This is a genomic window from Pseudonocardia sp. P-1 (assembly GCF_058111925.1).
Window position 1 is genome coordinate 1,307,707 of record NZ_CM176614.1, and the last position, 25,837, is coordinate 1,333,543.

Consider the following 25,837-nt stretch of genomic DNA (forward strand, 5'->3'; position numbering starts at 1 on the left):
GCGTCATCAAGGCGCCGTCAGCGGCCCGAGAACCATCCCTGGGGCTGCGGATCGGTGTTGGTCCACACGTGCTTGATCTCCTGGTACTCGGCCAGCCCGGTCGGACCCAGCTCGCGGCCGTTGCCGGACCGGCCCATGCCGCCCCACTCCGCGCCCGGGAAGTACGGGTGGAAGTCGTTGATCCAGACGGTGCCGTGGCGCAGCGCGGACGCGACCCGGTGGGCGCGACCCATGTCGGCGGTGAACACCGCACCGGCCAGCCCGTACTCGGTGTCGTTGCCCAGGCGGACGGCCTCCTCCTCGGTGTGGAACCGCTCGACGGTCAGCAGCGGGCCGAAGGTCTCCTCGCGGATCAGCCGCGATCCCGGCGCCAGGTCGGTGATGACCGTCGGCAGGTAGAAGTAACCGTTCGCGAGGTCCGGGTCGTCCGGCCGGGCGCCGCCGCAGCGGATCGTGGCGCCCTCGGCACGGGCGGCCGCGACGAAGTCCTCGATCTTGGCCAGGTGCGCGGCGGAGACCAGCGGGCCGACCTCGACGCCGTCGGTGAGACCGTTGCCGAGCCGGATCAGCTGCGCGCGGCGCACCACCTCGTCGACGACGGCGTCGGCGACGGAGTCCTCGATGATCAGCCGGGCCCCCGCGGAGCAGACCTGGCCGGAGTGCAGGAACACCGCGAGCATCACGTAGTCGACGGCGAGCTCGACGTCGGTGTCGGCGAAGACGATGTTCGGGTTCTTCCCGCCCAGCTCGACGGCGGTGCGCTTCACCGTCTCGGCCGACGCCCGGATGATCTTCTGGCCGGTGGACAGGCCACCGGTGAAGCTGACCATGTCCACGTCCGGGTGCTCGGTCAGCGGGGCGCCGACCGACGGCCCGTCGCCGAGCACGATGTTCACCACGCCGGCCGGGACCCCGACCTCCTCGCACAGCTCCACCAGCACGATCGAGGTGAGCGGGGTGACCTCGCTGGGCTTGATCACCATGGTGTTGCCCGCGGCGATCGCCGGGGCGACCTTCCAGGACAGCTGCAGCAGCGGGTAGTTCCACGGCGTGATCAGGGCGCAGACGCCGACCGGTTCGTGCACGATCCGCGACACCACGGCCGGGTTGCCGGTGTCGACGACCCGCCCGGCGTCCTTGTCGGCGAGCCCGGCGTAGTAGCGGAAGACGGCGGTGACGTCGTCGACGTCCTGGCGGCCCTCCGCGATCGTCTTGCCCGTGTCGAGGGTCTCCAGCCGGGCGATCCTCTCCCGGTCGCGCACCAGCAGGTCGGCGATCCGCCCGAGGAGCGCACCGCGCTCGCCGGTCGTGGTCCGCCGCCACGGCCCGTCGTCGAAGGCGCGGCGCGCGGCGGCGACGGCCCGGTCGACGTCGTCGGGCCCGGCCTGGTCGACCTCGGTGACGGTCGAGGCGTCGTAGGGGTTGACCACCGGGGCGGTCCCGGCGGACCCGGTGGTCCAGCTTCCGTCGATGTAGAGGCTCGGCACGGCGCGAGCTTTCACCGGGAACCGGTCGATGTGCAAACCCGGGCCGGTGTCCTTGCGGGGGGAGACGGTCACGCTTTCCAGCCGGCCCCGCGTGGCAACGTGCCGAATGCCGGGTTAGGGTTGCGCGATGGGCAACACGGTGCGTGGACGGGAGCCCGGGGTGCAGTCGGTCGACCGGGCCATCACCCTGCTGACCCTGCTGGCCGACCGCAGCGAGGCGGGGGTCAGCGAGCTCGCGGCCTCGCTCGACGTCCACAAGTCGACCGCCTTCCGGCTGCTCGGGGCGCTGGAGGAGCGTGGACTGGTCGAGCAGATCGCCGACCGCGGCAAGTACCGCCTCGGGTTCGGGCTGATCCCGCTCGCCGGCCGTGTCGCCGAGCGCCTGGAGGTCACCACCCAGGGCCACCCGGTCTGCGAGACGCTCGCGGAGCGGCTCGGCGAGACCGTCAACATCGCCATCCCCGACCGCGGGTGGGCGGTCAACGTCGACCAGGCCCGCGGCCCGTCGATGGTCACCACGTTCAACTGGCTCGGCCGGATCACCCCGATGCACAACACCTCCAGCGGCAAGGTGCTCCTCGCCTCGGTGGTCCTCGACGACCCGGGGACGATGCCGGACACGGTGCCGGAGCAGGGCCGCGACACACTCGTCGAGGAGCTGCGCCGGGTCCGCCGGCACGGGTACGCGTGGTCGCTGGAGGAGCTGGAGACCGGCCTCAACGCCGTCGCCGCGCCGGTGCTGGACCACGGTGGTGCGGTGGTGGCCGCCCTGTCGGTGTCCGGGCCCGCCTACCGGCTCTCCGCCGAGCGGATCGAGCGGATCACCCCGGAGGTCGTCGCCGCGGGGCGTGAGATCAGCCGTCGCATGGGGTTCTGGCGCGACCGCTGAGCCGCGGGCCTACGGCGGCGGGGCCGGCGCGGGCCCCTGCAGACGTTCCAGCACCGGCGGCAGGGTGCGCTCCAGCTCGTCGCCGTGCCGCTCGAACTCGCGCCGCAGGAAGGGCGCCGCCAGCTTCAGCAGACCCTTGAGCCGCACCCGGGCGTGGAAGCTCACGACGCTCCCCCCGCCCTCGGCCGGCTCGACGACGATCTCCTCGGTCGCGGTGACCGTCGGGTTCTCCCCGACGAACACGACCCGACCGGCCGTCAGCTCCCGCAGCGTGTGGTCGAGCTCGCTCTCCCGTCCGCCCCACACCGACACCGTGTGCCAGGCGGCGCCGACCGCGACCGGGCCGCCGCCGTCGGAGCGGGTGCTGGAGCGCACGGTGGGGTCCCAGATCTCGCTGTGCCCGTGGTCGGCCAGGTAACCGAGCACCGTCTCGGCAGGGGTGGACACCGTCATCACCCGCTGGACGCCGACCACGACGCTCCTCTCCCCGGCCGGGCGCCGCTCGGGACCCGGCCCGCTGCTCCCGACCGGCGCAGATGGTCTCACGGCGACCGGTCATGATCGAGAGCCCCGTGCCGGTTTCCCCGGAACGACCGTGCCGGGGGCGCGCGGCACGCACACTCCCCCCGACGCGGGCGGGCCGGGCGGGCCCGCCACCGACGACGGAGGTGCCGCGGTGCACGACCGAGACCGACCGGGGACGCCGTGGACGAGCGGCCGCGCCCGTCCCGGACCGCACCCGTCGCCGGGCGGGGTGGCGCGCTCCGACCCGGACGGGCTCGACGCCGCCGCCACGGCGCTCGACCGCGTCGCCGAGGGCCTCGCCGGGGACGCGGCGCTCGTCGGCCCCGCCGTGCCGGTGCCCGGCTTCGCGACCGGGACGGCCGCGGCGGCCTGGGAGGACGCGATGGTGCGGGCCGTCCGGGAGCACGCAGGGCACACCGCGTCGACGGCGTCGGCCCTGCGCGCGGCCGCCGCGGCCTGGCGCGCCGCCGACGACGACGCCGCGGTGGCGTTCGCCGGGCACGCCTCGTGAGCGCCGGGCCCGCGCTGGGCGACCTCGTGGCCGCCGACCCCGGCGCGTGGCTGCGCCGCGCCGGCACCTGGGACGGGGTGTCCCGCGCCCTGTCCGACCGCGCGGCCGAGCTGGAACGCTCCGCACCGGAGTCGTGGAGCGGGGCCGACGCCGACGCGGCCGTGCTCGCCCGCGCCGAGCAGGTGCGCAGGCTGCGTGCCGACGCGGGCACCGCGTCCCGGGCCGCGCAGGTGCTGGGCACCCACGCCGGTGAGGTGCTCGACGCCCAGCGCCGGCTCGTCGTCGCCGCGCTGGCGGTGCACCCGCAGTTCGTCGTCGACCTCGAGCGCGGCACGCTGTGCGCCGGCCCCGCCGCGCACCCGCCGGGTGTGTGGCGGCTGCCCGCGACGGTCGCCCGCTTCGGGGCGGACCTGGTCCGCCTGTCCACCGCGGTGGCCGACGCCGTCGGCGCCGCCACCCGGTCCGACCACGCCACGGCCGCCGCGCTCGACGCGCTCCGCCCGGCCCCCGCGGCGGTGCCCCGCCCGGTCGCGCCCGCCGCGGCGCCGCCCGCCGGTGCGGACGCCGGCGCCGTGCGGTCCTGGTGGACCGGGCTGCCCGGGGCCGACCGGGAGCAGCTGCTGCACACCCGGCCCGGGCTCGTCGGCGGGCTGGACGGCGTCCCGGTCGCAGTCCGGGACCGGGCGAACCGGGTCCTGCTCGACGCCGAGCTGTCCCGGCTGCGGGCCCGGGCGGCGCTGCTGGACCGGGCCGGGGACACCGCGGGCGCGGACCGCGCCCGGCGGGCCTCGGCCGGGCTGGAGACCACCCGTCGACGCCTGGACGGCGGCGACGCGTACCTGCTCCGCCTGGAGCGCGGGGACACCGGCGGGCGGCTCGTGCTCGCCGTCGGCGACCCGGAACGCGCTGCGCACGTGCTCACCCACGTCCCCGGGACGACCGCGGGCTGGGGCACGGTGCCCGGCGACCTGGCCCGGGTCGAGGCGACCCGCGCGGCCGCCCGGGCGGCCGCGCCGGACGGTGCCGTCGCCGCGGTCCTGTGGACCGGCTACGACGCTCCCCCGGACCTGCTCGCGGCGGCGGACCCCGCTGCCGCCCGCGCCGCCGCCGGGGACCTGCGGTCCTTCCAGGACGGCCTGCGGGCCGGGCACGCCGGACCGGTCCACCTGACCGTCGTCGGGCACTCCTACGGCTCGACGGTGCTCGGGAACGCCGCCCGGGGCGGCGGCCTCGCCGCCGACGACGTCGTGTTCGTCGGCAGCCCCGGGACCGGCGCGGGGCACGCCTCCGAGCTCGGCACCGCACCCGGGCACGTCTGGGCGACGACCGCGCGGCACGACCCGATCGGCCGGGTGCCCGGGGTCGAGGTCTTCGCGACCTCGCGCGGTCTCGCCCCGACCGGGCTCCTGCACGGCCCGGACCCGGCGGCACCGGCGTTCGGGGCACGGGTGTTCGGCTCGGCCCCCGGGTCGGCGCTCCCGCGCCCGGACGACCCGGCCACCCCGAACGACGAGTCCGCGTTCGCCGCCGCGCACGGCGGCTACTGGGACCCCGGCTCGCCGAGCCTGAGCACCCTGGGCCGGATCGTCGCCGGAGCACCCGTTCCGCCGTGACGCTCCGTCATGGGCGATCCGCTTTGCGAGACCACCGCACGTCCGTCCGGCCGAACGAACGACCGCTCAATGAACGAGAGATGGGCCAGGTCACAGGTAGTCGTCAGACGAACCGCGACTAGCCTGTCCCGGACGTGGGCACGGGCAGTAGCATGCGGGCGTGACCGAGACCGAGAGCAGACCGGCACGGCGCACCGGCCGTCCGCCACTGACCGACCGCGCGACACTGCTGGCCGCTGCGCGCGAGCTCGGCTTCTCCGACCTGACGGTCGGCGCGGTGACCGCCCGGGTCGGCGTGAAGTACTCCACGTTCTACCGCCACTTCCCCAGCCTGGAGGCGCTCGTCGCCGCGCTGGTGGACGACGTGGTGACCGACGACGTCTTCCCCGCGACCGACGAGGGCCGGTGGCAGGAGCAGATGCTGGCGTTCGCGGCGGCGACGTTCGACGTGATGGCCGAGCACCCGGGACTCGCCCCCGCGATGGTGCGGCTGCCGGAGTCCCCCGACGCGATGATGTCGGCGTTCCGGCGACTGACAGACCGGCTGCTGGAGGCGGGCTTCACCGCCGAGGACGCGGCGCTGGGCGCCTCGACCGCCATCCAGATGGGAATGCAGCCGTGGCTGGCGGCCAACTCCTCCGGCATCGGGGACGTGCGCCGGCGCGACCAGGTGCTGGAGTCGACCGAGCCGTTCGACGCCCAGATCCGGTCGGTGTTCCGGGACCGGATCGACGACCCGCCGCGCAGCTGGACGCTGAGCCGCGTCGAGCTGGTCGTCGCCGGGCTGGAGACCCGCCTGGCGTCCTGACCCCCGACACGCCGACGCCCGGGGTGCTTCGCGTGAGCACCCCGGGCGTCGGCGTCGGATCAGGCGGTCAGGTGGGAACGACCTGGTCCGCCTGCGGACCCTTCTGACCCTGGGTGACCTCGAAGGTCACGGTCTGCCCCTCGTCGAGGCTGCGGTATCCGGAGGACTGGATCGCGCTGAAGTGGACGAACAGGTCCTGCCCGCCTCCGTCCGGCGTGATGAACCCGTACCCCTTCTCCGCGTTGAACCACTTGACGGTTCCCTGTGGCATCCGGATGTCTCCTCGCGTCTTGCCGGTTCCTACGGGGTGGACATTAGCCGTACCGGACCCCGCCGTGCTACAGGCGACGTGCGATCGGGTACCGGCGCGTCGCGCCGGGCGTCCCGTTCGCCCGGTTTTCCGGGTCCCCGGGGCGCTCAGCCGAGGATCGCGGCCAGCACCAGCCCGCCGCCGGTCGCGACGAAGGACAAACCGCTGACGACCCGGAAGACCGGGTGCCGGACGACGTCCGGTCCCCAGGCCATCGGCAGGAACAGCGCCGGGTTGACCCAGGTGCCGAACACCAGCACGGCCACGAGCCAGTCCGGCAGGTCCGGCGCGGCCAGCCCGACGGCGACCAGGATCAGCCCCATCAGCACGAAGTCGAGGTGCGCCTGCAGCAGCCGGCGTGGTTCCACGATCCCGACCCGCCGACACGCGTCGGGACGGGTCACCGACACGACCACCGCCCAGCCCAGCATCGCGCCGAGCGCGAGCTCGACGAGCCCGATCCGCACCATCGCGTCCATCCGGTGATCATGACAATCGGCCGGCGGCGGACCGGCACCGGCTCACCGGCGCGGGATCAGCCCTCCCGCGTAGAGCGCCCACGCCACCAGCAGCGGCTGCCCGGCCAGCCGCGCGGCGCGCTTCGTGTCGGTGTCGAGGCCGAACCCGTCGACGCGGTTGCGGTACTGCGAGACGTTGCCCGGGAAGATCGCGGTGAAGAACGCCGCGGCCAGGCCGCCGACCCGGCGGCGCTCCTTCGGGAGGCCGGCCAGCGCGGCGCCGAGCGCGATCTCGGCGGCCCCGGAGAGCAGCACGACGTCGTCGGTGTCCATCGGGACCCACGGCGGGACCTGGGCGCGGAACTCGCGGCGGGCGACGGTGAGGTGCGAGGTCCCGGCGAACACCAGCATCGCGCCGAGCGCGAGGCGGGCGACGTCCTGGCGGGTACGGGTGGCCGTCGTGCGCGTCATGATCCGACGGTGCCACGGCCCGGGCGGCCGGGCGCGCCGGACCGCACCGCCGGGTGACCCGTCAGGGACGCTCGCGCAGCTCGATCCCGGCCGGGGTGGTGGCCCCCGCCAGCCCGCAGACCAGGTCGAGCTCGGCGACGACGTTCTGCAGCACCTGCGCGACGCCACGGGCCCCGTCCAGGGCGAGTCCGTGCACGAACGGGCGCCCCAGCAGCACGGCGCGGGCGCCGAGCCGGACCGCGGTCGCGACGTCGGCGCCGGTGCGCACCCCGGAGTCGAGCAGCACCGGCAGCGCGTCACCGACGGCGTCGACGACACCGGGCAGCGCGTCCAGCGAGGCGACCGCGTGGTCGATCTGGCGGCCCCCGTGGTTGGACACGACGACACCGTCCACACCGGCGTCGGCGGCGCGGCGGGCGTCGTCGGGGTGCAGGACCCCCTTGAGCAGGATCGGCAGCCGGGTCCGCGAGCGCAGGGTCGCCAGGTCCTCCCAGGACAGCCGCGGTCGCGAGTAGACCCGCAGGAAGGTCTCCACGGCCGCCCGCGGGACGGGCGAGCGCAGGTTGTCCCGGAACCGTCCGGGGGCGTTGCGGGTGATCTCGAGCAGGGTGCGCACGGCCTGCGGGGTGACCTTCGGCGGCGCACCGGTGGACGGCGCGGCGAGGGTCTGTTCCACCAGGCCGCGGAACACCGGGTCGGAGGTGTACTGGGCGATCCCGATGCCGCGGGCGAAGGGCAGGTGGCCCAGGTCGAGGTCGCGGGGGCGCCAGCCGAGCATCGTCGTGTCGAGGGTGACGACGACGGCGTCGCAGCCAGAGGCCTCGGCGCGGCGCAGGAAGCTGTCGACGAGCTCGTCGGAGGTGGACCAGTACAGCTGGAACCAGGTGGGGCCGCCGACCGCGGCGATGTCCTCCATCGGCGTCCCTGCCTGGTTGGAGATCACCATCGGGACCCCGGCGGCCGCGGCCCCGCGGGCGACGGCGAGGTCGGCGCCGCGCCGGACCAGGTCCAGCGCGCCGATCGGGGCGAGGAGCAGCGGGGCGGGCAGCGTGCGACCGAACAGCTCGACGGTCAGGTCGCGCTCGCCGACGTCGCGCAGCACCCGCGGCACGATCTCCCGGCGCGCGAACGCCGCCCGGTTGGCGCGCATCGTGGTCTCGGCGCCCGCGCCGCCGGTGACGTAGGCGTCGGCGCGCCGGCTCATGGCCCGCCGCCCGCGGCGCTCCAGCTCGTCGGGACCGGTCGGGACCCGGGGCCGGGCGCCGGCGACGCCCTCGCGGTAGATCCGTTCCTGCCGAGCCCGGCCCGGTGCCGTCATGGCGCCCTCCCCCGTCGTCGCGCGGTCAGCCTACGGGCCGGGCCGCCCACCCCGGACGGACGCGGGACCGGGCCGCGTCCGGGGTGGGCGGCGGGCCGGACGGTCACCGTCCCCGCAGGTCGGCGAGGGTCAGGACCTGCCCGCGGATGCCCCAGCCGCCGTCGGCGACCTCGTCGACGAGGACCATGGTGTTGGCGCGGACCTCGTCGCCGAAGACGGCGGCGTAGAGGTCGGTGACCTGCTCGACGAGCTCGCGCTCGGCGTCGGCGTCGAGCAGGCCCGCGGGGACCTCGAGGTTGGCGAACGGCACGGGTGTCTCCTGTTCCGGGTGCACGGTCGGGTGCGGTGTGGTGGTCAGTGCGGGTCGGCGGCGTTGAGCCGGGCGACGACGTCGGCGTACTCGCCGCGGGCCTCGGCGCGGCGCAGCGGAAGCACCCGCTCGACGAGGACCTCCCCGCCCGGCGCTCCGGCCTCGAGCAGTGCGAGGACCTCGGCGACGAAGTCGTCGAGCGGCATCGCGATCGGGCTGTCCCGCTGGCCGGGGAGCAGCTCGGTCGCCACGGACGGCGGCACGATCTCGACGAGCTCGACGGTGGTGTCGGCGAGCTGCAGGCGCAGCGACTCGGTGAGCATGTGCACCGCGGCCTTGGTGGCGTTGTAGCTGGGCGTCGCGGCGAGCGGTACGAAGGCCAGACCGGACGACACGGTGACCACCGACGCGACCGGCCGTCCCCGCAGGTGCTCCACGAGCGCGCCGATCAGCCGGATCGGGCCGAGCAGGTTGGTGGTGACGACCTGCTCGGCCGAGGCGAGGAAGCCCTCGGGGCCGTGCCAGTCCTCGACCCGCATGATCCCGGCCATCGCGACGAGCACGTCGAGGTCGGGGTGCCGGTCGAGGACCTCGGTGACGGCCGTCGTGACGCTCGCCGGGTCGGCCGTGTCGATCTCGACGGCGTCGAGGCCGGGGTGGGCGGCGACGAGCTCGTCGAGCAGGTCGCGCCGCCGGCCGCCGAGGACCACGGTGTTGCCGCGCTCGTGCAGCGCCAGGGCCAGGGCGAGTCCGATGCCGCTCGTCGAGCCGGGGATGAAGACGGTGCGTCCGGTGATCTGCATGTCCCCACCGTCGCCGCGCGGCGGACGGGACGGCAGAGACCGGTCATCGGGGGATCGCCGGTCCCTGGTTGCCCGGCCGGTGCCCACGGATACTCGACGCCGTGGACCGAGCAGCCCTGGCCGACTTCCTGCGCCGGCACCGCGCCGGCCTCCGCCCCGGCGACGTCGGGCTCCCCGACGGGCCGCGCCGGCGCACGGCGGGGCTGCGCCGCGAGGAGGTCGCGGCGCTCGCGGTCATGTCGACCGACTACTACACGCGGCTGGAGCAGCAGCGCGGCCCGCAGCCGAGTGAGCAGATGCTGGCGTCGCTGGCCCGGGCGCTGCGGCTGGGCGGCGAGGAGCGCGACTACCTGTTCCGGTGCGCGGGCCGCAACGCGCCGGCGTCGGGCCCGGTGTCCGAGCACGTGGCCCCGGCACTGCTGCGGGTGCTGGACCGGCTGCACGACAGCCCGGCCCTGATCCTGACCGTGCTCGGCGAGACGCTCGTGCAGAACGACATGGCCCGGGCGCTGTTCGGCGACCACACCCACCACACCGGGCTCGCCCGCAGCGAGGTCTTCCGCTGGTTCACCGACCCGGACGCCCGGCGCATGTACCCGCCCGACGACCGGCCGCGCCAGAGCCGCGCGCAGGTCGCGACGCTGCGGGCGGCACTGGCGATGCTCGGGCCCCGGTCGCGGGCCGGGGAGCTGGTGGGGGTGCTGTCGGAGCGCAGCCCCGAGTTCGCCGCCCTGTGGGAGCTGCACGAGGTCGGGCGCCGGTTCGCCGACCACAAGACGCTGCTGCACCCGGAGCTCGGCGAGCTGGAGGTGGACTGCCAGGCGCTGTTCACCGAGGACCGGTCCCAGGCGCTGCTCGTGCTCACCGCGGCGCCGCGCAGCGAGACCGAACGACGCCTGGAGCTGCTCCGGGTGATCGGCAGCGAGCAGTTCAGCGCGGGCTGACCCGGGTACCGGTCAGGCGTTCAGGCGCACCGGGAGCGCCGTGAGCGCGTGGATCAGCGTGCTCTCCCGGTACTGCCCGGGGGCGTCGGCGAGCGCCATGTCCGGGAACCGCGCGAGCAGTGTCCGGAACGCGACGTCGGCCTCGAGGCGGGCCAGCGGGGCGCCGAGGCAGTGGTGGATGCCGTAGCCGAACGCGAGGTGCCCGGAGGTGTCGCGATCGGGGTCGAACCGCTGCGGGTCCGGGAAGCGCCCGGGGTCGCGGTTGGCCCCGATCAGCGAGACCAGCACGACCTCGCCGGCCGGGATCGTCACGCCGGAGTACTCGACGGGCTCGTCGGTGAAGCGGATCGTGGCGAGGTTGACCGGCCCGTCGTAGCGCAGGAACTCCTCGACCGCCTGCGGCACCCGGTCGGGGTCGGCGCGCAGCCGGGCGTGCCGGTCGGGGTCGCGCAGCAGCGCCAGCATGCCGTTGCCGATGAGGTTGACCGTGGTCTCGTGCCCGGCGACCAGCAGCAGGAACGCCATCGCGGTGACCTCGGCGGAGCTGAGCGAGTCGCCGTCCTCCGAGGCGCGGACGATCTCGGACAGCATGTCGTCGCCGGGGTGGGCGGACTTGTCGGCGACGAGCTCGGACAGGAACTGCGCCATCGACGCGGCGGCCGCGGCGCGCTCCTCGTCGGGGCCGCTGGAGAGCAGCAGGTTCGACCAGTGCCGGAAGTCCTCGCGCCGCTCCCCCGGGACGCCGAGGATCTCGGAGATGACCGTCATCGGCAGCGGGAACGCGAAGTGGTCCAGCAGGTCCAGCTCGGGACCCGCCTGCTCGGCGGCGTCGGCGAGCTCGGTGGCGATCTGCTCGATCCGCGGCCGCAGCCGGGCGATCGCGCGGACGGTGAACGCCCGCCCGACCAGCTTGCGCAGCCGGGTGTGGTCCGGTGGGTCGGCGTTGAGCATGTGCCCGACGAGCGAGTCGGCGAACTGGCGGAACGAGGTCGCGCCGTGCCGCTGCAGCACCTCGGGCAGCCGCCGGGAGTCCTTCCGCAGCCGCGGGTCGTTCAGCGCGGCGCGGGCGTCGTCGTAGCGGGTGATCATCCAGAACGTCAGCCCGTTCGGGCCGGTCGCACGGGCGACGGGGCGCGCGTCGCGCAGCTCCCGGTAGAGCGCATCGGGATCGTCGAAGAAGTCCTGGTCCAGCACCACCGGCCGGGTGTCGTGGTCGATCGTCATCGTCGGCTCCTCGTCCTGTCCTCGTCCACCGGGCTCCCTGGTCACGATTGCACGTCTCGTGCAAAATTGCACGCGTGATGAATGGGATGGAGGGGCGCCTCTCGGCCAGGGAGCGCAACCGGCGGTCGATCCTCGACGCGGCACAGGCCGTGCTGCGCGAGGACCCGGACGCCTCGCTCGACGAGGTCGCGAGCCGCGCCGGCGTCGTGCGACGCACCGTCTACGGCCACTTCCCCAGCCGTCACGACCTCGTCGTCGCGCTCGTCCGGGCGGCGTCGGCGGACTTCGTCGAGCAGGTCGGCGAGGTCGACCCCGACACGTCCGACCCGGCCGGGGAGCTCGCGGCCACCCTCCTGCGTACCTGGAGCACGTCGCGCCGCTACGGCCCGGTCATCGCGCTGGCCCGCCGGACCGCCGACGACGAGATCCGCGCCGCGATGGCGCCGTTCCACACGATCATGATCCGGCTGCTGGAGAACGGGCAGCGGGCCGGTGTGTTCTCCCGGCACGTCACGGCCCCGGTGCTGGCCGAGGTGCTGCAGGCGGGGTCGATGGCCTACCAGCACGCCGCACAGGACGGGCGGTGGGACGGCGACGAGGCCGACGTCGCCCTCGGGCACCTGCTGACCCTCGGGGTCCCCGTGGCCGACGCGCGTGCCGCCGTCGCCCGGGCGCGGGCGGCTTGACCTCGATCCGACTCCAGCTCGACCGACCCGTGGCGGGTGCGGTTCGTCGAGGTCCGCGGACGAGGCGAGGCGCTGACCGAGCCGCCGGACTCGGCGGGGCAGCCGACGGCGTCGAGGGCGATCATCCGGATCCGTCCGACCCGGATCCTCAGCCTGGCACTGTCCCCGGAGGAGCAGCGGATGCACCCGCACGAGGCGCGGCTCCGGGCGCGCGACGTGGGCTGGGACGGCTACAGCATCGCGTCGATCTCGCCGCGGTGGAACGCGAGGGGCGTGGCCGGGAACCCGTACCGGTCCTGGTGCCGTGTCCCCGAGCCGCACCACCCGCAGCGGCCCACCGCGTCGTAGACCGCCCGGCCCTCCAACTCGGCCCGGCGGGCCGTGACCGCACGGTCGGCGCGGGTGGGCCGCGGGGCCGACCGCCGCGCGGGGCGCGCCGTCGGACGGCCGGACAGGCGGGAGTACAACCAGATGCCCGCCACCGGCAGCGCGACCAGACCGGCGGCGACCACGACCCACTGCAGGACGCCGATCACCGTGCCGACGACGAGGACGGCGAGCACGACGATCCCGATCGCCTGGGCGAGCTTGAGCACGAGCGTCGACATCGCGGGGTCCTCCACGTCCGGTGTGGGTGGTTGCGGTCCCGATGTCGGATCGCCGCGGTACCGCGTTACACCGCCCCGGCGGGCCCGTGCACCCTCGCGCGCGCGCGGCGGTCGGCCCTCCGCTTCGCGGACGTCGGCCCCCCGCTCGGCGAATGCCGCGACGTCCTGCATGTGCAGTCGTGACTGCCGGCGGAAGACGCCGCGCAGGAGTGGCGCCGCCAGTCGCATGGACAGGCTGCTGAACCGGTACTCGTTCTCGCTCACCCGGAGCGTCGTCCCCGGACCGGCCTCGGCGAACCGTTCCCGAGCGGCGCTCCACATACCGTCGGCGACGATCTCACGGTCGAGGCGGACGACCCTGTCCGCCGGGATCCCGTCCAGATCCGACGGTTCCCGGCGCGTGACGGTCTCGGTGCACTCCCTCTCCTGCCCTCCCGTCCGCAGCACGACGCCACAACTGCTCGTGAGCGGCCTACCGTGTCGCCCATGTCCGACACCTGGCTGTCCGATACCCGCTCGTCGTACGACACCGACGCCGCCGGATATGCCGAGAAGGTCCGTGGCCTGCTCGACGACAATCCCTACCTGCGCGCGGGCCTCGGGTTGTTCGCCGAGTCGGTGCACAGGGCCGGTGGCGGCCCGGTCGCCGACGTCGGCTGCGGCCCCGGCTACGTCACCCGCCACCTCCAGGACGCCGGAGTGGACGCATTCGGCATCGACCTGTCACCCGAGCTGATCGCGATCGCACGCCGCGACCACCCCGGGCTCCGCTTCGAGGTGGGGACGATGACCGACCTCGACCTCGCCGACGACTCGGTCGCCGGCCTCGTGGCGTTCTGGTCGATCGTCCACGTGCCCGACCACGCCCTGCCCGGGGTGTTCGGACAGTTCCACCGAGTGCTGCGCCCCCGAGCACCGCTGCTCGTCGGCTTCCACGTCGGCGACGAGACACGACACACGTCCGAGGGCTACACGGGCCGACCGGTCTCCATCGAGAACCACCACCGCCGGCCGAGCACGGTGGCAGCCGGGCTGCGGGACGCGGGGTTCACCATCGACGCCCACCTCGTCATCCGACCGGATGAGGACGTCCCGGGGGCCATGATCTTCGCGCACACCCGCGCCTGATCGCAGCTCGGCTCCGACCGCTCTCGCGTCCGATCCACCGCGGCCGTGTGGGCAGACGTGGGTTCACCTGGCCACGACCGGGGCGAGGGGCCTGGAGGTCGCCGGAACGACGTCGACCCCCGGAACCCATCGGTGTGGGTCTCCTGGGGGTCGATCGTGAGTCACGACCCCGGGTCACGGTGTGACCTCGGGGAAATGCTCCTCCGATTGGACTCGAACCAATAACCGCCCGATTAACAGTCGGGTGCTCTGCCATTGAGCTACGGAGGACCGTTCATACCGTTCCAGGTGGTGTTCCCGGCGACGAGAAGAACTCTACAACACCCCCGACAGCCGTCTCGCAACCCCCCGTTCGGCCGCCGTTCCCGCAGGTCGGAGCCCCATCCGGGTGGCGGTCGGACAGCGGCCGCGGTCCGGGTACGGTCGCGGTCGGAGGTGAGGGGAATGGTCAAGTTCCTCGTGGGTGTCGCCGTCGGGTACGTCCTCGGCACCAGAGCCGGTCACGAGCGCTACGAACAGCTCGTCCGCGCCTATCACCGGGCGGCGGACCACCCCGCGGTGCAGGGCGCCGCGGGCGTCGCGCGGGCGGGTGTCGAGGGTGCGCTCGACAAGGTGCGCGGCGGCCAGAACACCGGGCGCTGAGGGCTCGCCCCGTCCCGTGACCCGTCCCCGGGTCACGGGACGGGCGGGTCAGCGTGTGCGGGCCACCGCGAAGACGCGGCGGAACGGGAACCAGGTGCCGCCGTCGGCGCTAGGCGGGTAGGCCGCCCGCAGCCGGGGCGCGAGCTCGCGGACGAACGCGTCGTAGGCGTCGTCGTCGAGGGCGTCGCGGACCGGGCGCAGGGCGGTGCCGGAGATCCAGCGCAGGACCGCGTCGTCGCCGTCGAGCCGCTGCAGGTACGTCGTCTCCCAGGCGTCGACGTCGGCGCCCGCGGCGGCCAGGATGTCGGCGTAGCCGAGCGGGTCGAGCACGGTCTCGGTGCCGCGGAGCAGAATCCGGTCCCGCCACTGCGGGAGCGTCGCGACCTCGCGGGTCAGCACGTGGGACGGGGCGTCGAAGTTGCCGGGGACCTGCACCGCGATCCACGCGCCGGGCGCGAGCGAGGCCACCCAGCGGCGCAGCACGTCGGGGTGCTCCGGCACCCACTGCAGCACCGCGTTGGTCACGAGCACCCCGGTGTCGCGGGGCGGGGTCCAGTCGCGCACGTCGACCTGCGTGGCGTCGACGCCGGCGGCGCGGGCCGCGGCGACCATGTCCGGGGAGGAGTCGAACGCCTCGACCGTCGCCGTCGGCCACCGCCGGGCGAGCAGCCCGGTCAGGTGGCCGGGGCCGCAGCCGGCGTCGACGACCCGGGTCAGCGCGGGGTCGGGCTCCCCGACCCGGGCCAGCAGGTCCAGGAACGGGCGCGAGCGGTGGTCGTCGAAGGCGCGGTAGAGCTCCGGGTCCCAGCTGGTCGTGGTCACGGTTCCTCCGGGAGTCGTGCGGCGATGCCCTCCGCCAGCCTCCGGGCGGCGACCGGATCGGTGCCCGGGTCGGGCCGGACCTGCAGCACCAGCCCGTCGCGGCCGGGGACCCGGCGCTGCAGCACCCAGACCCCTCCCCCGGGCAGCTCACGGCGGTTGCGGGTGCGGATGGACTGGGTGACCCGCTCCTGCACGGCCTGCGGCACCTTCCCCGGTTCGACGAGGCGGAACCGCAGCGGGCGCCCGTCGGCGAGCAGCTCGGTGCCGGGGGCGATCTGCTCGGCCGAGGTCGGCGTCACGACCAGGCTGACCTTGTCCCAGGTGGCCTTCGCGATCTCGTGCCAGCCCAGCCGCTCCCCACCGGGCGGCCAGATCCCCCACGAGGTGACCACGAGCATCCCGTCCGGGGCCTGCGCGGTGGCGACGACGGCCTCGGAGTCGGCGAGGGCGTCGGCGACCGCGTCGGGCACCGGCTCGCGGCCGAGCAGCCGCGCCCAGAAGCCCGTCACGACGCGACCCCGGACGCCTGCTCGCGCAGCTGGATCTTGTACTGCTCCAGCGGGACGAGCACGCCGAACAGGTCCATGTACTCGTCGTGGTCGGTCTCGGCGTTGGTGCGCTGCAGCTGCGACTTGAGGTCGGCGATCTCGCGCTCGACCAGGCCGAGCCGAACCCCGGCGAGGACGCCGTTGACGTAGCGGACCTCGTCGGTGTTGCGCTTGGGGAGCTCCAGGTTCTCCACGGCCAGCTCGCTGACCAGGCGCTTCACGTCGTCGCCCGCACCCTCGGCGACGACGGCGTCGAGCCAGTCCGACCCGTCCAGCCCGGCGCACACCCCGCCCGCGGCCATGATCGCCCGGTGCACCGCGGCCAGCTGCGGGTGGGTGAACCCGGCCTCGGGCAGCTCGTCGAAGCCGGGCCCGACGACGCCGGGGATCTGCAGGGCCGCCTTGAGCGCCTCGCGCTGCAGGTGCAGCTGGGTGTCGTCACGTCTCGGGGCGGGCAGCGGGGCGCGACGCCGGGAGCGGCCCCCCTCGGGCGGCACCCCGGCGCTCTCGCGCACCCGTCGCACGACGACGGCGATGTCGTCCCAGCCGACCCAGCCGGCCAGCCGCCGCGCGTACTCGTCGCGCAGGTCCTCCCGCTTGATCTGCGCGACCAGGGGGACGGTCCGCTGCAGCGCCGCGACCCGGCCCTCGGCGCTGGCGAGGTCGTGGCTGCGCAGCTCGGTGCGGATGGCGAACTCGAACAGCGGCTCGCGCCGGGCGACGAGGTCCTTCACGGCGGCATCGCCGTGGTTGTTGCGCAGGTCGCAGGGGTCCTGGCCGTCCGGGGCGACGGCGACGAAGGTCTGCGCGGCGAAGTTCTGGTCGCCCTCGAACGCCTTCATCGCGGCGCTCTGCCCGGCCGCGTCGCCGTCGAAGGTGTAGATGACCTCCCCGCGGTCGAAGGAGTCGTCGCCGATCAGCCGGCGGATGACCGAGACGTGCTCGGTGCCGAACGCCGTCCCACAGGACGCGACCGCCGTGGTCACCCCGGCCAGGTGCATCGCCATGACGTCGGTGTAGCCCTCGACGACGACCACCTGCCGGGTCTTCGCGATCTCCCGCTTGGCCTGGTCGAGGCCGAACAGCACGTGGGTCTTGCGGTAGACCGGCGTCTCGGAGGTGTTGAGGTACTTGGCCTCGATGCCGTCGTCGTCGAACAGCCGGCGCGCGCCGAAGCCGACGACGTCGCCGCCCAGGTCGCGGATCGGCCACAGCAGACGCCGGTGGAACCGGTCGATCGCGCCGCGCCTGCCCTCCTTGGAGATGCCGGCCTTGATCAGCTCGTCGAGCGCGAACCCCTGGGACAGCAGGTGCTTGGTGACGGTGTCCCAGCCGGCCGGGGCGTAGCCGCAGCCGAACTTCTCGGCGGCGGCGGCGTCGAAGCCGCGGTCGGCGAGGAACTGCATCCCCGCGCGTCCGGCGGGGGTGGCCAGCTGCTCCGCGTAGAACGCCTGGGCCTTCTTGTTGATCTCCAGCAGGCGGCTGCGGGTGCCGCGGTCGCGCTGCACCGAGGACCCGCCGCCCTCGTAGGTCAGCCGGACCCCGCACCGCTCGGCGAGCCGCTCGACGGCCTCGGGGAACCCGATGACCTCCATCTTCATGACGAAGTCGATGACGCTGCCGTGCTCGCCGCAGCCGAAGCAGTGGAACGTGCCGTGCGAGGGGCGGACGGTGAACGACGGGGACTTCTCGTCGTGGAACGGGCACAGGCCCTTCAGCGAGCCCGCCCCGGCGCGGCGGAGGGCCACGTACTCCTCGACGATCTCCTCGACCCGCGTGCGGTTGCGGACCTCGGTGATGTCGGCGTCCCGGATCCGTCCTGCCACGCGGGCCAGTCTAGGCGCCTGTGGCCAGGCGCCCCGGTCCGCCCGCCGCCGGTGCGACGGTGTGTCCGTCGGGCCGACCGGACGGGGCGGCGACGGCCGCGTCGGCGACCACCCGGCGGCCGCGCAGGCCGGGCACCCGGCCCAGCCCGACGAACATGCCGACCAGGGCGATGCCCAGGCCCAGCAGCGCCTGCACGGTGAGCGGCTCGCCGAGCACGGGCACGGCGACCAGCGCCGTCGTCGCCGGGACCAGGTTGAGCAGCGACGACACGAACACCGTCGAGCGGCGTCGCAGCAGCACGAACATCAGCACGAAGGCGCCCGCCGAGTTCACGACTCCCAGGAAGGCCACGGCCGCCCAGCCCGACGGCGCGCGGGGCAGCCAGTCCGCACCGAGGAACGGCCAGGCGGCCAGGGTCGCGACCAGCGAGGTCGCCATCTGGACCACGACGCTGGTCACCACGGGCGTGCTGTCGTTGAACCGCTTCTGGTAGAGCGTGCCTGCCGCCAGCGACAGCATGCCCAGCACCGGGAAGACGAGGTTGCCGCCGAGACCGGCGCCGAGGTCGTCGGCCAGCACGACGTAGACGCCGGTGGCGCCGATCAGCAGGCCCAGCACCGGTCCGACGCCCAGACGGGTGGACAGCAGCAACGGGGTGAGCAGCCCGACCAGCAGCGGCGCCATCCCGAGGATGAGGCTCGAGAGCCCGGCGGGGACGCCCGAGGCGAGCCCGCTGTAGACGAAGGTGAACTGCCCGACCTGCAGCAGCAACGCGGTGACCGCGAGGTGCAGCCAGGCCCGGCCGCGCGGCAGGCCCGGTCGCAGTACCGCGACCGCGGCGAGCATCACGACCAGCGCGATCACGAACCGCCAGAGCAGGACCGCGGGCACGTCGGTCGACCCGGTCGCGATCTTGCCCGCGATGAAGCCGGACGCCCACAGCGGGACGAAGAGCACGGCCAGCACCGGGACGAGCCAACGCGAGGAGGTCACGCCCTCACTCCATCGCAGTGCTAACGATCGGGGCAAGCCGGGGTGGCGGGAGCCTCACCGGAGGTCCGGTCAGGCCGCGACGACGGCCGGCGGCTCCAGCTCGGCGAGTGCCGAGGCCAGGTCCGGGTGGTTGCGCATCCCGTGCAGGACCGCCCGGGCGCCCGGCACCATGCGCGGCGCGACGCGTGCGGCGCCGATCAGCCGGACGTCCAGGCCACGGTTCCGCGCCACGTACCGCAGGTGGTGCAGCGCCCGCGACCCGCGCGCGGTGACCCCGGTACCCAGGTCGACGAGGACGTGCCGCACCGGCGCCCACCCGGCGCCGGCGACGGCGAGGTGCGCGTCGACCTGACGCAACAGTGACGCGCCCGCCGCCGCGTCCAACTCGCCCTCCACACGGACGCGGAGGACGTCCTCCCGGGGACGGTCGGTGCGGACCCTGCTCTCGTTCATCACGCTCTCCTCCCGGATCGTCGTCTCTCTCATATCTCTAGCGCACGGGTCATATTTTCGCCACCGAGTGGCTAGACTCGGGATCGACGGATGACCGGCCCGGGCGCCCGGGAGTGCGCCGCGGACCGCGAGGGAGGACCGACCATGGCACTGGACCGACTCGACGACCCCGACTACCCGACCGTCGCGATGGGCCAGGCCGCGCACCTGCTGGAGGTCGAGCCCGCCTTCCTGCGCAGCCTGGACAGCTCGGGCGTGGTGAATCCGCACCGCTCCGCGGGCGGGCACCGCCGCTACTCGCGCAACCAGCTGGAGCAGGCCGCCCGCCTGCGCACCCTGCTGGACGAGGGGCACCCGCTGGGGTCGGCGTCGTGGATCGACCGGCTGCGCGGGGAGCTCGCCGACAGCGAGGACCGCCTCGGCGCCGCGCACCGCGAGATCGAGCGCCTGCGCACGGAGCTCGCGCAGCTGCAGACCGAGCTCGGCGCCGACGCCCGCCCGAACCCCTTGACAACAGAAAATCTCTAGCTATAAATGGAGATATCCGGAGCTCCTCTCCGGAGTACCGACCCGACGAAGGACGACGAGGAGTCAGCCGACCGGTCGCGAACCGGCACGGCTGGAAGGGAGTGGTTCACGATGCTGCTGCGTACCGACCCGTTCCGGGCCCTGGACCGGCTCGCCGCGCAGGCGTTCGAGTCCGGCGGCACCTGGTCGCGCCCGGCGGCGATGCCGATGGACGCCTGGCGTCACGGTGACGAGTTCGTCGTGGAGTTCGACCTGCCCGGCATCGACCCGGACGCCGTCGAGCTCTCCGTCGAGCGCAGCACCCTGACGGTCAAGGCGGAACGCCGGCCCACCCACACCGGGACCACCGACCAGGTCGAGTGGGTCGCCTCCGAGCGTGCCTACGGCGTGTTCGCCCGTCAGCTGCTCCTCGGCGACAACCTCGACACGTCCGCCATCCACGCGTCGTACGACGCCGGGGTGCTGCGCATCCGCATCCCCGTCGCCGAGGCGGCCAAGCCGCGGACGATCGCCGTGCAGTCCGGGCACGACTCCGACCGGCCGGCGATCAACGCCTGACCTCCGCCGCCGGGCCCGGCCGCGTGCCGGGCCCGGCGGCGGGCCGGTCGGCCGGCGACGCCGTCGCGACGAGCACGCGTAGCCCGGGCGTGCTCGGGTTCCACCCCGGCAGTGGTGGACCGCAGGTCGGTGAGCGTGATCACGGACCCACCGACGGCCCGACCCTGTGCACGGACCGGCCCCTTCCTGGCAAGTCTCTTCACCCTGAGTGACGAACACGCGGCGTGTTGACGTGGTTCCGGCGTTCGCATTCGCGAACATCTCCGGTGTGCGTGTTCGAGGTGTGCGGGTCGCCGGGTTGCTCGCGACGATGCTGGTGATGGCCGGGTGCGGATCCCCCGGGTCGTTCGTGGACGTGCTGGACGCGGCACTCGACACCGGCGTCGTCGACGTCGGTGTCGCGGCGCCGGCGACACCCGGCACCGTGGAGGGCGCGGCCGCGGGCAGCGCGTCGACGACGCTGAGGACGCTGGCGGTGAAGGGCCGGGCGCCGAAGACCGGCTACAACCGCGAACAGTTCGGGCGCACCTGGGCCGACATCGACCGCGACGGCTGCGACCAGCGCAACCAGGTCCTCGCCCGGGACATGGACCGCGAGACGTTCAAGGCCGGCACGCACAACTGCGTCGTGCTCACCGGGTCGCTGCGTGACCCCTACACCGGCACCACCATCGCGTTCACCCGCGGCCAGGGCACCAGCGAGAAGGTGCAGATCGACCACGTCGTCGCGCTGTCCGACGCCTGGCAGAAGGGCGCCCAGCAGCTCGACGCGGCCACCCGGGAGAAGATCGGGAACGACCCGCTGAACCTGATCGCGGTCGACGGCCCGACCAACGGCCGCAAGAGCGACGGCGACGCCGCGACCTGGCTCCCGCCGGACAGCCGCTACCGCTGCGCCTACGTCGCGCGGCAGGTCGCGGTGAAGAAGAAGTACAAGCTGTGGGTGACCGGCGCCGAGCGCGACGCGATCGACAGGGTCCTCGGGACCTGTCCGACCCGCGCCGTGACCAGCGAGGCCGACGCGGCGAAGCCCGCGATCACCCTGCGCTGACCTCTGCCGACGGCCCCGCCGTCCGACCGGACGGCGGGGCCGTCGGCGTCCCGGGGCCGGTGTGGTCTCAGGGCCGGCAGAGCGTGCGGTGCCAGGCGTGCGCCTGCGGGTCGGTCAGCGTCGCGACCTGGTCGATCACGACGCGCAGCCGCGCCCGGTCGTCGGGGGCGGCCGCCCAGTCCTCCGCGCGGGCCGGGTCCAGGGCGTCGGGCCCCCGGGCGCACAACGCCGCGACGAGGTCGTGCAGCAGGTCGCGCTGGCGGGACTGCATCTCCAGCCGCCGCGGGTCGCTCATCACGTAGCGGGTGGCCAGCGCCTTGAGCACCACGACCTCCGCCGCCGCGACGACCGGGACCACCAGGTCGGCGCGGTGCCGGGCCAGCGGTGCGTCGCCGTAGGTGTCCAGGGTCGCGTCGGTGGCGGCCAGCGCGAACCGGCCCACCAGCTCGGAGGTCATCCGCTTCATCGCGACCAGGTCGTCGCCCGCGGCGGTGGCGGCGTCGAACCCGCGGACCGCGCGGACCACCGGCAGCGCGTCGAGCCGGGCGGCGGCCTCGGCGCAGGCGCCCTCGTCCTCGCCGAAGCGCAGCGACGCCTCCACCGCGAGCGCCGCGCGCTCGGCGGGCGAGGACAGCACGGCCAGGTCCATGCGGCCGGCGTGCACCGCGTCCTCGACGTCGTGCACCGAGTAGGCCACGTCGTCGGCCCAGTCCATGACCTGGGCCTCCATGCTCCGCACCCCCGGCCGGGCCCCGGCGCGCAGCCACTCCAGGGCGGGCAGGTCGTCGGCGTAGGCGCCGAACTTGCGCTCCGCGCCGCGGCGCGCCCACGGGTACTTGGTGGCGGCGTCCAGCGTCGCCCGGGTCAGGTTGAGCCCACCGGGGACGAGACCGTCGCCGGAGCGGGCCTTCGGCTCCAGGCGGGTCAGGATGCGCAGGGTCTGGGCGTTGCCCTCGAACCCGCCGCACTCCGCACCCGCGACGTCGAGCGCCCGCTCGCCGTTGTGCCCGAACGGCGGGTGGCCGATGTCGTGGGCGAGCCCGGCGGCGTCGACGACGTCCGGGTCGAGCCCCAGCTCCTCGGCGACGCCGCGGCCGATCTGGGCGACCTCCAGCGAGTGCGTCAGCCGGGTCCGCGGGATGCCACTGACCTCGGCGCCCTCCCCCGGCCCGACCACCTGGGTCTTGCCCGCGAGCCGGCGCAGCGCCGCGCAGTGCAGCACCCGGGCCCGGTCCCGGGAGTAGGGGCTGCGCCGCTCGACGCGGCCGCGCTCCCCCAGCCCGGACCCCTTCGGGGCCTCGGGGTGGCGGCGCTCGGCGTCGGCGGCGGTGTAACCCGGATCGGCCGGGGCGTGCTGGACGCTCATCCCAGACCGCTGCTCGCGGTGTCGACCGAGGCGTGCGTCAGCTCGTAGAACAACAGGGCACCGGTCTCGCGGTAGATGTAGCGCAGCTGCGTCTCACGGGTCTGCACGATCGGGCCGCTGCGGGTCGGGGAGGTGTAGGCCTTCAGCCCGGCGTCGCGGGCCATGGTGCGGGCCCGCAGGCTGTGCCACGGGTCGGACACCAGCAGCGCCGAGGACCAGCCCTGCTGCCGCGCGGTCGCCGCGACCGCCTGCAGGCTGCCGAGCGTGTCCGCGCCCTCGGGCACGGCCTCGACCGCCGAGGACGGCACGCCCTGCTCGATCAGCCAGTCCCGGCTGGCCTCGGCCTCGGTGTAGCGGTCCCCCGTCCGCCCGCCGCCGACGGTGACGATCCGCGGGGCCACGCCGTCGCGCCACAGCTGTTCGGCGTGCTTGAGACGGTTGGCCAGCACCGCGCTGGGCTCGCCGTTGTACTGGGCGGCGCCGAGCACGACGACCGCGTCACTGGGGCGCTGGTCGTCCACCCGGGCGACCTGCCAGACCCGCAGCGCGGTCACCCCGACCACCGCGACGAGCATGACCAGCCCGCCGACGAGCAGCCGCGCGCCCCAGGTCATGCCGGTCCGCACCGGGCGGCGCACGGTGCGCCGGTCCGGACCGGGCTCCGGCGGTGCGCCGCCGAGCCCGCGCCGCGACGACGTGCCGGTCATCCGCCGATCCGACCGGCGGAGGAGGCGAGCGCCGACGCCGAGCGCCCGGCGCGCAGCGCCACGACCTGGGCGACGATCGACACCGCGGTCTCGGCCGGGGTGCGGGCACCGAGGTCGAGACCGACCGGCCCGTGGACCGCGGCCAGGGCGTCCTCGGTGACCCCGGCGGCGAGCAGCCGCTCGCGGCGCGCGGCCTGGGTGCGCCGCGACCCGAGCGCCCCGAGGAACCCGCGGCCGTGGGCGAGGCCGTCGAGCAGGGCCGCGTCGAAGGCCGGGTCGTGGTCGAGCAGCACCAGCACGTCGGCCTCGGTGAAGGCGGCGACCGCGGCGCGCGCGTCGTCGACGGTGGTGACGGTGCGGGCGCTCCAGCCGAGCAGGCCCGCCTGGGCGTGCAGGGCGGCCCCGAGCGCACCCTCCCCGACGACCAGCACCGACGGGACCGGCACCAGCAGGTCGACCAGGACCGCGGTGCCGTCGACGTCGAGCCGCTCGGTGGCCGTGGCCCCGCGGCGCAGCAGGGCGCGGGCCTGCTCGGCCGCCGCGGCGGTGACCCCGCCGAGGTCACCGGTCGACTCCTCCAGGCCGGGCCCGGTGAGCACGAGGGCCGCGCCGGTGTCCACGACCGACAGCAGCGCGGCGGGCCGACCGGCCTCCAGCGCCTCCCCCAGCGCGGCGGCGGGAGCGGCGGGCAGCGGGTGGGCGAGCAGCGTCGCCCCGCCGGCGCAGGCGAGCCCGGCCGCGACCGCGGAGGACTCCCCGACGTGCGCCTCGCGCACCGTGGCCGTCCCGGACGCCGCCTCGGCGGCGAGCGGGTGCGCGGAGTCGTCGAGGGCGCCGAGGTAGAGCAGGCCGCCGACCTCGCCGTCGGTGGTGCCCGCGACCAGCTGGCCGGACTCGACGGAGCCGAACCCGTGCCGGTCGAGCACCCGGACGACGCCGATCCCCGGGCCGCCGGTCACCGCCCAGCGGCGCAGGGCCGCGCCCAGGTCACGACGGGGGTCGGCCGGTGGCCGTGCCGCGGAGGAAGTCGCCGAGGTGCTCACGGTCGCCAGGGTAGCGACGGGGCCTGACGGTGAGCTGAGAACGGGCCACCGCGCGCCGCTCACGAGGACCGTGTCCGGGGTCAGGCCCGTACCGACCGTCGCGCCGGCCCGATCTCGTCGGCGACGTCGGACAGTGCCGACAGCACGGTGGCGGCCGCGACCACCACCCACACCAGGACCAGTACCGCGAACAGCACCACCGCCGCCCCGACGACCGGGGGCAGCGCCGTCCGCGCGGCGAGCGCGTTCGTGCCGGTCACCAGGGTGCCGAACGGGAACGTCACCGCCCACCAGGAGGCGCTGAAGGGCATCCCCCGGCGCAGGGCGTGGCCGATCAGCACCGCCGACAGCACCGTCCAGCCGACCGCGAAGCCCCAGGCGGGCGCGCCGTAGAGCAGTCCCGCACCGATCGCGACGCCGGCGAACGGCTCGGTCAGCAGGCCCTGCGCCTGTCCCGCGAGCAGGTTCGCCGCCGTCACCGACTGCCCGAAGGGCCCCAGCACGATGACGACGGTCGGGGTGTCGGCCAGGGCGAGCCCGGCCGTGCCGAGCCGGGCCAGCACCCGTGGCAGCAGGGCCAGCGCCGACACCACGCCCAGCCCGAACAGGGCCACGCAGACCAGCAGCATCGTCGACGCCGCAGCCGGGCCCGGGGTGTGTCCGATCAGCAGCGCGCCGTCGGCGGCGGCGACCATCGGCCCGACCACCGGCATGATCCAGGCGGGCGCCGGGTCGGTGGCCGATCCGGGCCTGCTGATCCAGCGGAACGGCACCCACACCGCGACGACCAGCACCACCACGGTGCCCGACGACCACAACGTCCAGCTCAGTGCGGCCGCGGCCGGCTCGCCGAACAGGCCGGGACCGAGCTCGACCGCCCCCGCGCCGACGGTGAGCATCCCCAGGCCGGGTGCACCGAGGAACGGCAGGTCCGACGGGTCGGGGCGGTCACCACGCCGTCGTCGCGCCGCCCCGGCCCGCACGACCAGCACGCCCAGCGCCACCAGCAACGCCGCCGCGAGCAGCCACAGCACGGTCCCCACGAGGCGCAGGCCCGGCACCGGCACCGGGAACGAGGTGGTCGCGACCGCGACGATCCCGGTCCCCATCACCGTCCCGAACCAGGGCGGACCGGCCTGTTCCAGGCGAGACGTGATCACGGACGGGGATGACCCGCTCCCGCGTTGCACCAAACACCGGTACCGC

At 74.9% G+C, this 25,837-nt stretch carries 30 protein-coding genes and 1 tRNA gene; 11 read left to right on the forward strand and 20 right to left on the reverse strand.

The features are described from left to right. Positions 1–17 precede the first annotated feature (17 nt). Entirely contained in the window at positions 18–1,487 is a 1,470-nt protein-coding gene (locus AC0GKK_RS06180) for an aldehyde dehydrogenase family protein (RefSeq protein WP_489883992.1), read from the reverse strand. A gap of 127 nt (positions 1,488–1,614) precedes the next feature. Here AC0GKK_RS06180 and AC0GKK_RS06185 point away from each other — a divergent pair, with 127 nt between their 5' ends. Continuing rightward, a complete protein-coding gene (locus AC0GKK_RS06185) occupies positions 1,615–2,376 on the forward strand; it encodes an IclR family transcriptional regulator (RefSeq protein ID WP_346105234.1) in 762 nt (253 codons plus the stop codon). Positions 2,377–2,385: 9 nt separating this feature from the next. Here AC0GKK_RS06185 and AC0GKK_RS06190 read toward each other — a convergent pair whose 3' ends face one another. Further along, complete coding sequence (locus tag AC0GKK_RS06190; protein WP_073574048.1) at positions 2,386–2,850, reverse strand: SRPBCC family protein; 465 nt, start codon at positions 2,848–2,850, stop codon at positions 2,386–2,388. Between the two features lie 202 nt (positions 2,851–3,052). On the opposite strand from AC0GKK_RS06190, the gene AC0GKK_RS06195 reads away from it, so the two are divergent. The 3 genes from AC0GKK_RS06195 to AC0GKK_RS06205 all read left to right on the forward strand — a co-directional run bounded on the left by AC0GKK_RS06195 (position 3,053) and on the right by AC0GKK_RS06205 (position 5,833). Next, entirely contained in the window at positions 3,053–3,412 is a 360-nt protein-coding gene (locus AC0GKK_RS06195; protein WP_405418292.1) for a hypothetical protein, read from the forward strand. Continuing rightward, positions 3,409–5,025 (forward strand): alpha/beta hydrolase, encoded by a 1,617-nt coding sequence (locus AC0GKK_RS06200; RefSeq protein ID WP_489883366.1) that lies wholly within the window; start codon positions 3,409–3,411, stop codon positions 5,023–5,025. Before AC0GKK_RS06195 ends, AC0GKK_RS06200 begins: the two co-directional genes overlap by 4 nt. 160 nt (positions 5,026–5,185) lie before the next feature. Then, positions 5,186–5,833: a TetR/AcrR family transcriptional regulator gene (locus AC0GKK_RS06205; protein ID WP_346105240.1), complete on the forward strand. Its 648-nt coding sequence runs from the start codon at positions 5,186–5,188 to the stop codon at positions 5,831–5,833. 67 nt (positions 5,834–5,900) lie between these two features. Here the strand turns inward: AC0GKK_RS06205 and AC0GKK_RS06210 are convergent, their stop codons facing one another. The 6 genes from AC0GKK_RS06210 to AC0GKK_RS06235 form a co-directional block, all read right to left on the reverse strand. Continuing rightward, entirely contained in the window at positions 5,901–6,104 is a 204-nt protein-coding gene (locus tag AC0GKK_RS06210) for a cold-shock protein (protein ID WP_020624259.1), read from the reverse strand. 146 nt (positions 6,105–6,250) lie between these two features. Further along, positions 6,251–6,622 carry a hypothetical protein gene (locus AC0GKK_RS06215; protein ID WP_489883367.1) on the reverse strand — a complete coding sequence of 124 codons (372 nt, stop codon included), beginning with the start codon at positions 6,620–6,622 and terminating at the stop codon, positions 6,251–6,253. A gap of 42 nt (positions 6,623–6,664) precedes the next feature. Next, entirely contained in the window at positions 6,665–7,072 is a 408-nt protein-coding gene (locus AC0GKK_RS06220) for a DoxX family protein (RefSeq protein WP_489883368.1), read from the reverse strand. 61 nt (positions 7,073–7,133) lie between these two features. After that, on the reverse strand, positions 7,134–8,390 hold the full coding sequence (locus tag AC0GKK_RS06225) for an alpha-hydroxy-acid oxidizing protein (RefSeq protein WP_405418297.1): 1,257 nt from the start codon (positions 8,388–8,390) through the stop codon (positions 7,134–7,136). 103 nt (positions 8,391–8,493) lie between these two features. Next, the gene (locus tag AC0GKK_RS06230; protein WP_489883369.1) at positions 8,494–8,700 is read right to left on the reverse strand and encodes a tautomerase family protein; all 207 of its coding nucleotides are present in this window, start codon (positions 8,698–8,700) and stop codon (positions 8,494–8,496) included. A gap of 44 nt (positions 8,701–8,744) precedes the next feature. Then, on the reverse strand, positions 8,745–9,503 hold the full coding sequence (locus tag AC0GKK_RS06235) for an SDR family oxidoreductase (RefSeq protein WP_346105247.1): 759 nt from the start codon (positions 9,501–9,503) through the stop codon (positions 8,745–8,747). Between the two features lie 101 nt (positions 9,504–9,604). Here AC0GKK_RS06235 and AC0GKK_RS06240 point away from each other — a divergent pair, with 101 nt between their 5' ends. Further along, on the forward strand, positions 9,605–10,447 hold the full coding sequence (locus tag AC0GKK_RS06240) for a helix-turn-helix transcriptional regulator (protein ID WP_489883370.1): 843 nt from the start codon (positions 9,605–9,607) through the stop codon (positions 10,445–10,447). A gap of 12 nt (positions 10,448–10,459) precedes the next feature. Here the strand turns inward: AC0GKK_RS06240 and AC0GKK_RS06245 are convergent, their stop codons facing one another. Further along, positions 10,460–11,671 carry a cytochrome P450 family protein gene (locus AC0GKK_RS06245; RefSeq protein WP_489883371.1) on the reverse strand — a complete coding sequence of 404 codons (1,212 nt, stop codon included), beginning with the start codon at positions 11,669–11,671 and terminating at the stop codon, positions 10,460–10,462. A gap of 77 nt (positions 11,672–11,748) precedes the next feature. Here AC0GKK_RS06245 and AC0GKK_RS06250 point away from each other — a divergent pair, with 77 nt between their 5' ends. Continuing rightward, positions 11,749–12,357, forward strand: a complete 609-nt coding sequence (locus AC0GKK_RS06250) for a TetR/AcrR family transcriptional regulator (RefSeq protein ID WP_405421892.1) — start codon at positions 11,749–11,751, stop codon at positions 12,355–12,357. Between the two features lie 230 nt (positions 12,358–12,587). On the opposite strand, the gene AC0GKK_RS06255 is transcribed toward AC0GKK_RS06250, so the two are convergent. Further along, complete coding sequence (locus tag AC0GKK_RS06255) at positions 12,588–12,965, reverse strand: hypothetical protein (RefSeq protein ID WP_476654270.1); 378 nt, start codon at positions 12,963–12,965, stop codon at positions 12,588–12,590. Positions 12,966–13,451: 486 nt separating this feature from the next. Between AC0GKK_RS06255 and AC0GKK_RS06260 the strand changes: the two genes are divergently transcribed. Continuing rightward, the gene (locus AC0GKK_RS06260) at positions 13,452–14,093 is read left to right on the forward strand and encodes a class I SAM-dependent methyltransferase (protein ID WP_489883372.1); all 642 of its coding nucleotides are present in this window, start codon (positions 13,452–13,454) and stop codon (positions 14,091–14,093) included. A gap of 198 nt (positions 14,094–14,291) precedes the next feature. Here AC0GKK_RS06260 and AC0GKK_RS06265 read toward each other — a convergent pair. Beyond that, a tRNA-Asn gene (locus AC0GKK_RS06265) sits at positions 14,292–14,363 on the reverse strand. 174 nt (positions 14,364–14,537) lie between these two features. Between AC0GKK_RS06265 and AC0GKK_RS06270 the strand changes: the two genes are divergently transcribed. Beyond that, on the forward strand, positions 14,538–14,735 hold the full coding sequence (locus AC0GKK_RS06270) for a hypothetical protein (protein ID WP_226365781.1): 198 nt from the start codon (positions 14,538–14,540) through the stop codon (positions 14,733–14,735). 48 nt (positions 14,736–14,783) lie between these two features. On the opposite strand, the gene AC0GKK_RS06275 is transcribed toward AC0GKK_RS06270, so the two are convergent. The 5 genes from AC0GKK_RS06275 to AC0GKK_RS06295 all read right to left on the reverse strand — a co-directional run bounded on the left by AC0GKK_RS06275 (position 14,784) and on the right by AC0GKK_RS06295 (position 19,378). Continuing rightward, positions 14,784–15,557, reverse strand: coding sequence for a trans-aconitate 2-methyltransferase (locus tag AC0GKK_RS06275; protein WP_251784631.1), 774 nt, complete (start codon positions 15,555–15,557; stop codon positions 14,784–14,786). Continuing rightward, positions 15,554–16,066 carry a hypothetical protein gene (locus AC0GKK_RS06280; protein WP_251784632.1) on the reverse strand — a complete coding sequence of 171 codons (513 nt, stop codon included), beginning with the start codon at positions 16,064–16,066 and terminating at the stop codon, positions 15,554–15,556. The genes AC0GKK_RS06275 and AC0GKK_RS06280 overlap by 4 nt, the downstream gene beginning before the upstream one ends. Further along, positions 16,063–17,931 carry a DNA primase gene (gene dnaG / locus AC0GKK_RS06285; RefSeq protein ID WP_405418342.1) on the reverse strand — a complete coding sequence of 623 codons (1,869 nt, stop codon included), beginning with the start codon at positions 17,929–17,931 and terminating at the stop codon, positions 16,063–16,065. The genes AC0GKK_RS06280 and dnaG overlap by 4 nt, the downstream gene beginning before the upstream one ends. Positions 17,932–17,941: 10 nt before the next feature. Continuing rightward, complete coding sequence (locus AC0GKK_RS06290; RefSeq protein ID WP_489883373.1) at positions 17,942–18,925, reverse strand: DMT family transporter; 984 nt, start codon at positions 18,923–18,925, stop codon at positions 17,942–17,944. A gap of 69 nt (positions 18,926–18,994) precedes the next feature. Beyond that, positions 18,995–19,378, reverse strand: coding sequence for an STAS domain-containing protein (locus AC0GKK_RS06295; RefSeq protein WP_482637021.1), 384 nt, complete (start codon positions 19,376–19,378; stop codon positions 18,995–18,997). 144 nt (positions 19,379–19,522) lie between these two features. Here AC0GKK_RS06295 and AC0GKK_RS06300 point away from each other — a divergent pair, with 144 nt between their 5' ends. The 3 genes from AC0GKK_RS06300 to AC0GKK_RS06310 all read left to right on the forward strand — a co-directional run bounded on the left by AC0GKK_RS06300 (position 19,523) and on the right by AC0GKK_RS06310 (position 21,515). Then, complete coding sequence (locus AC0GKK_RS06300; protein WP_489883374.1) at positions 19,523–19,906, forward strand: helix-turn-helix domain-containing protein; 384 nt, start codon at positions 19,523–19,525, stop codon at positions 19,904–19,906. 111 nt (positions 19,907–20,017) lie between these two features. Continuing rightward, entirely contained in the window at positions 20,018–20,464 is a 447-nt protein-coding gene (locus AC0GKK_RS06305; protein ID WP_489883375.1) for an Hsp20/alpha crystallin family protein, read from the forward strand. 268 nt (positions 20,465–20,732) lie between these two features. Then, a complete protein-coding gene (locus AC0GKK_RS06310; RefSeq protein WP_489883376.1) occupies positions 20,733–21,515 on the forward strand; it encodes an HNH endonuclease family protein in 783 nt (260 codons plus the stop codon). Between the two features lie 67 nt (positions 21,516–21,582). On the opposite strand, the gene AC0GKK_RS06315 is transcribed toward AC0GKK_RS06310, so the two are convergent. The 4 genes from AC0GKK_RS06315 to AC0GKK_RS06330 all read right to left on the reverse strand — a co-directional run bounded on the left by AC0GKK_RS06315 (position 21,583) and on the right by AC0GKK_RS06330 (position 25,791). Then, complete coding sequence (locus AC0GKK_RS06315) at positions 21,583–22,881, reverse strand: deoxyguanosinetriphosphate triphosphohydrolase (protein WP_482637018.1); 1,299 nt, start codon at positions 22,879–22,881, stop codon at positions 21,583–21,585. Beyond that, on the reverse strand, positions 22,878–23,495 hold the full coding sequence (locus AC0GKK_RS06320; RefSeq protein ID WP_062404469.1) for a YdcF family protein: 618 nt from the start codon (positions 23,493–23,495) through the stop codon (positions 22,878–22,880). Before AC0GKK_RS06320 ends, AC0GKK_RS06315 begins: the two co-directional genes overlap by 4 nt. An 89-nt stretch (positions 23,496–23,584) precedes the next feature. Continuing rightward, a complete protein-coding gene (locus AC0GKK_RS06325; RefSeq protein ID WP_476654252.1) occupies positions 23,585–24,631 on the reverse strand; it encodes an XdhC family protein in 1,047 nt (348 codons plus the stop codon). Between the two features lie 80 nt (positions 24,632–24,711). Further along, positions 24,712–25,791 carry an SLAC1 family transporter gene (locus AC0GKK_RS06330; RefSeq protein ID WP_476654251.1) on the reverse strand — a complete coding sequence of 360 codons (1,080 nt, stop codon included), beginning with the start codon at positions 25,789–25,791 and terminating at the stop codon, positions 24,712–24,714. Positions 25,792–25,837: the final 46 nt, after the last annotated feature.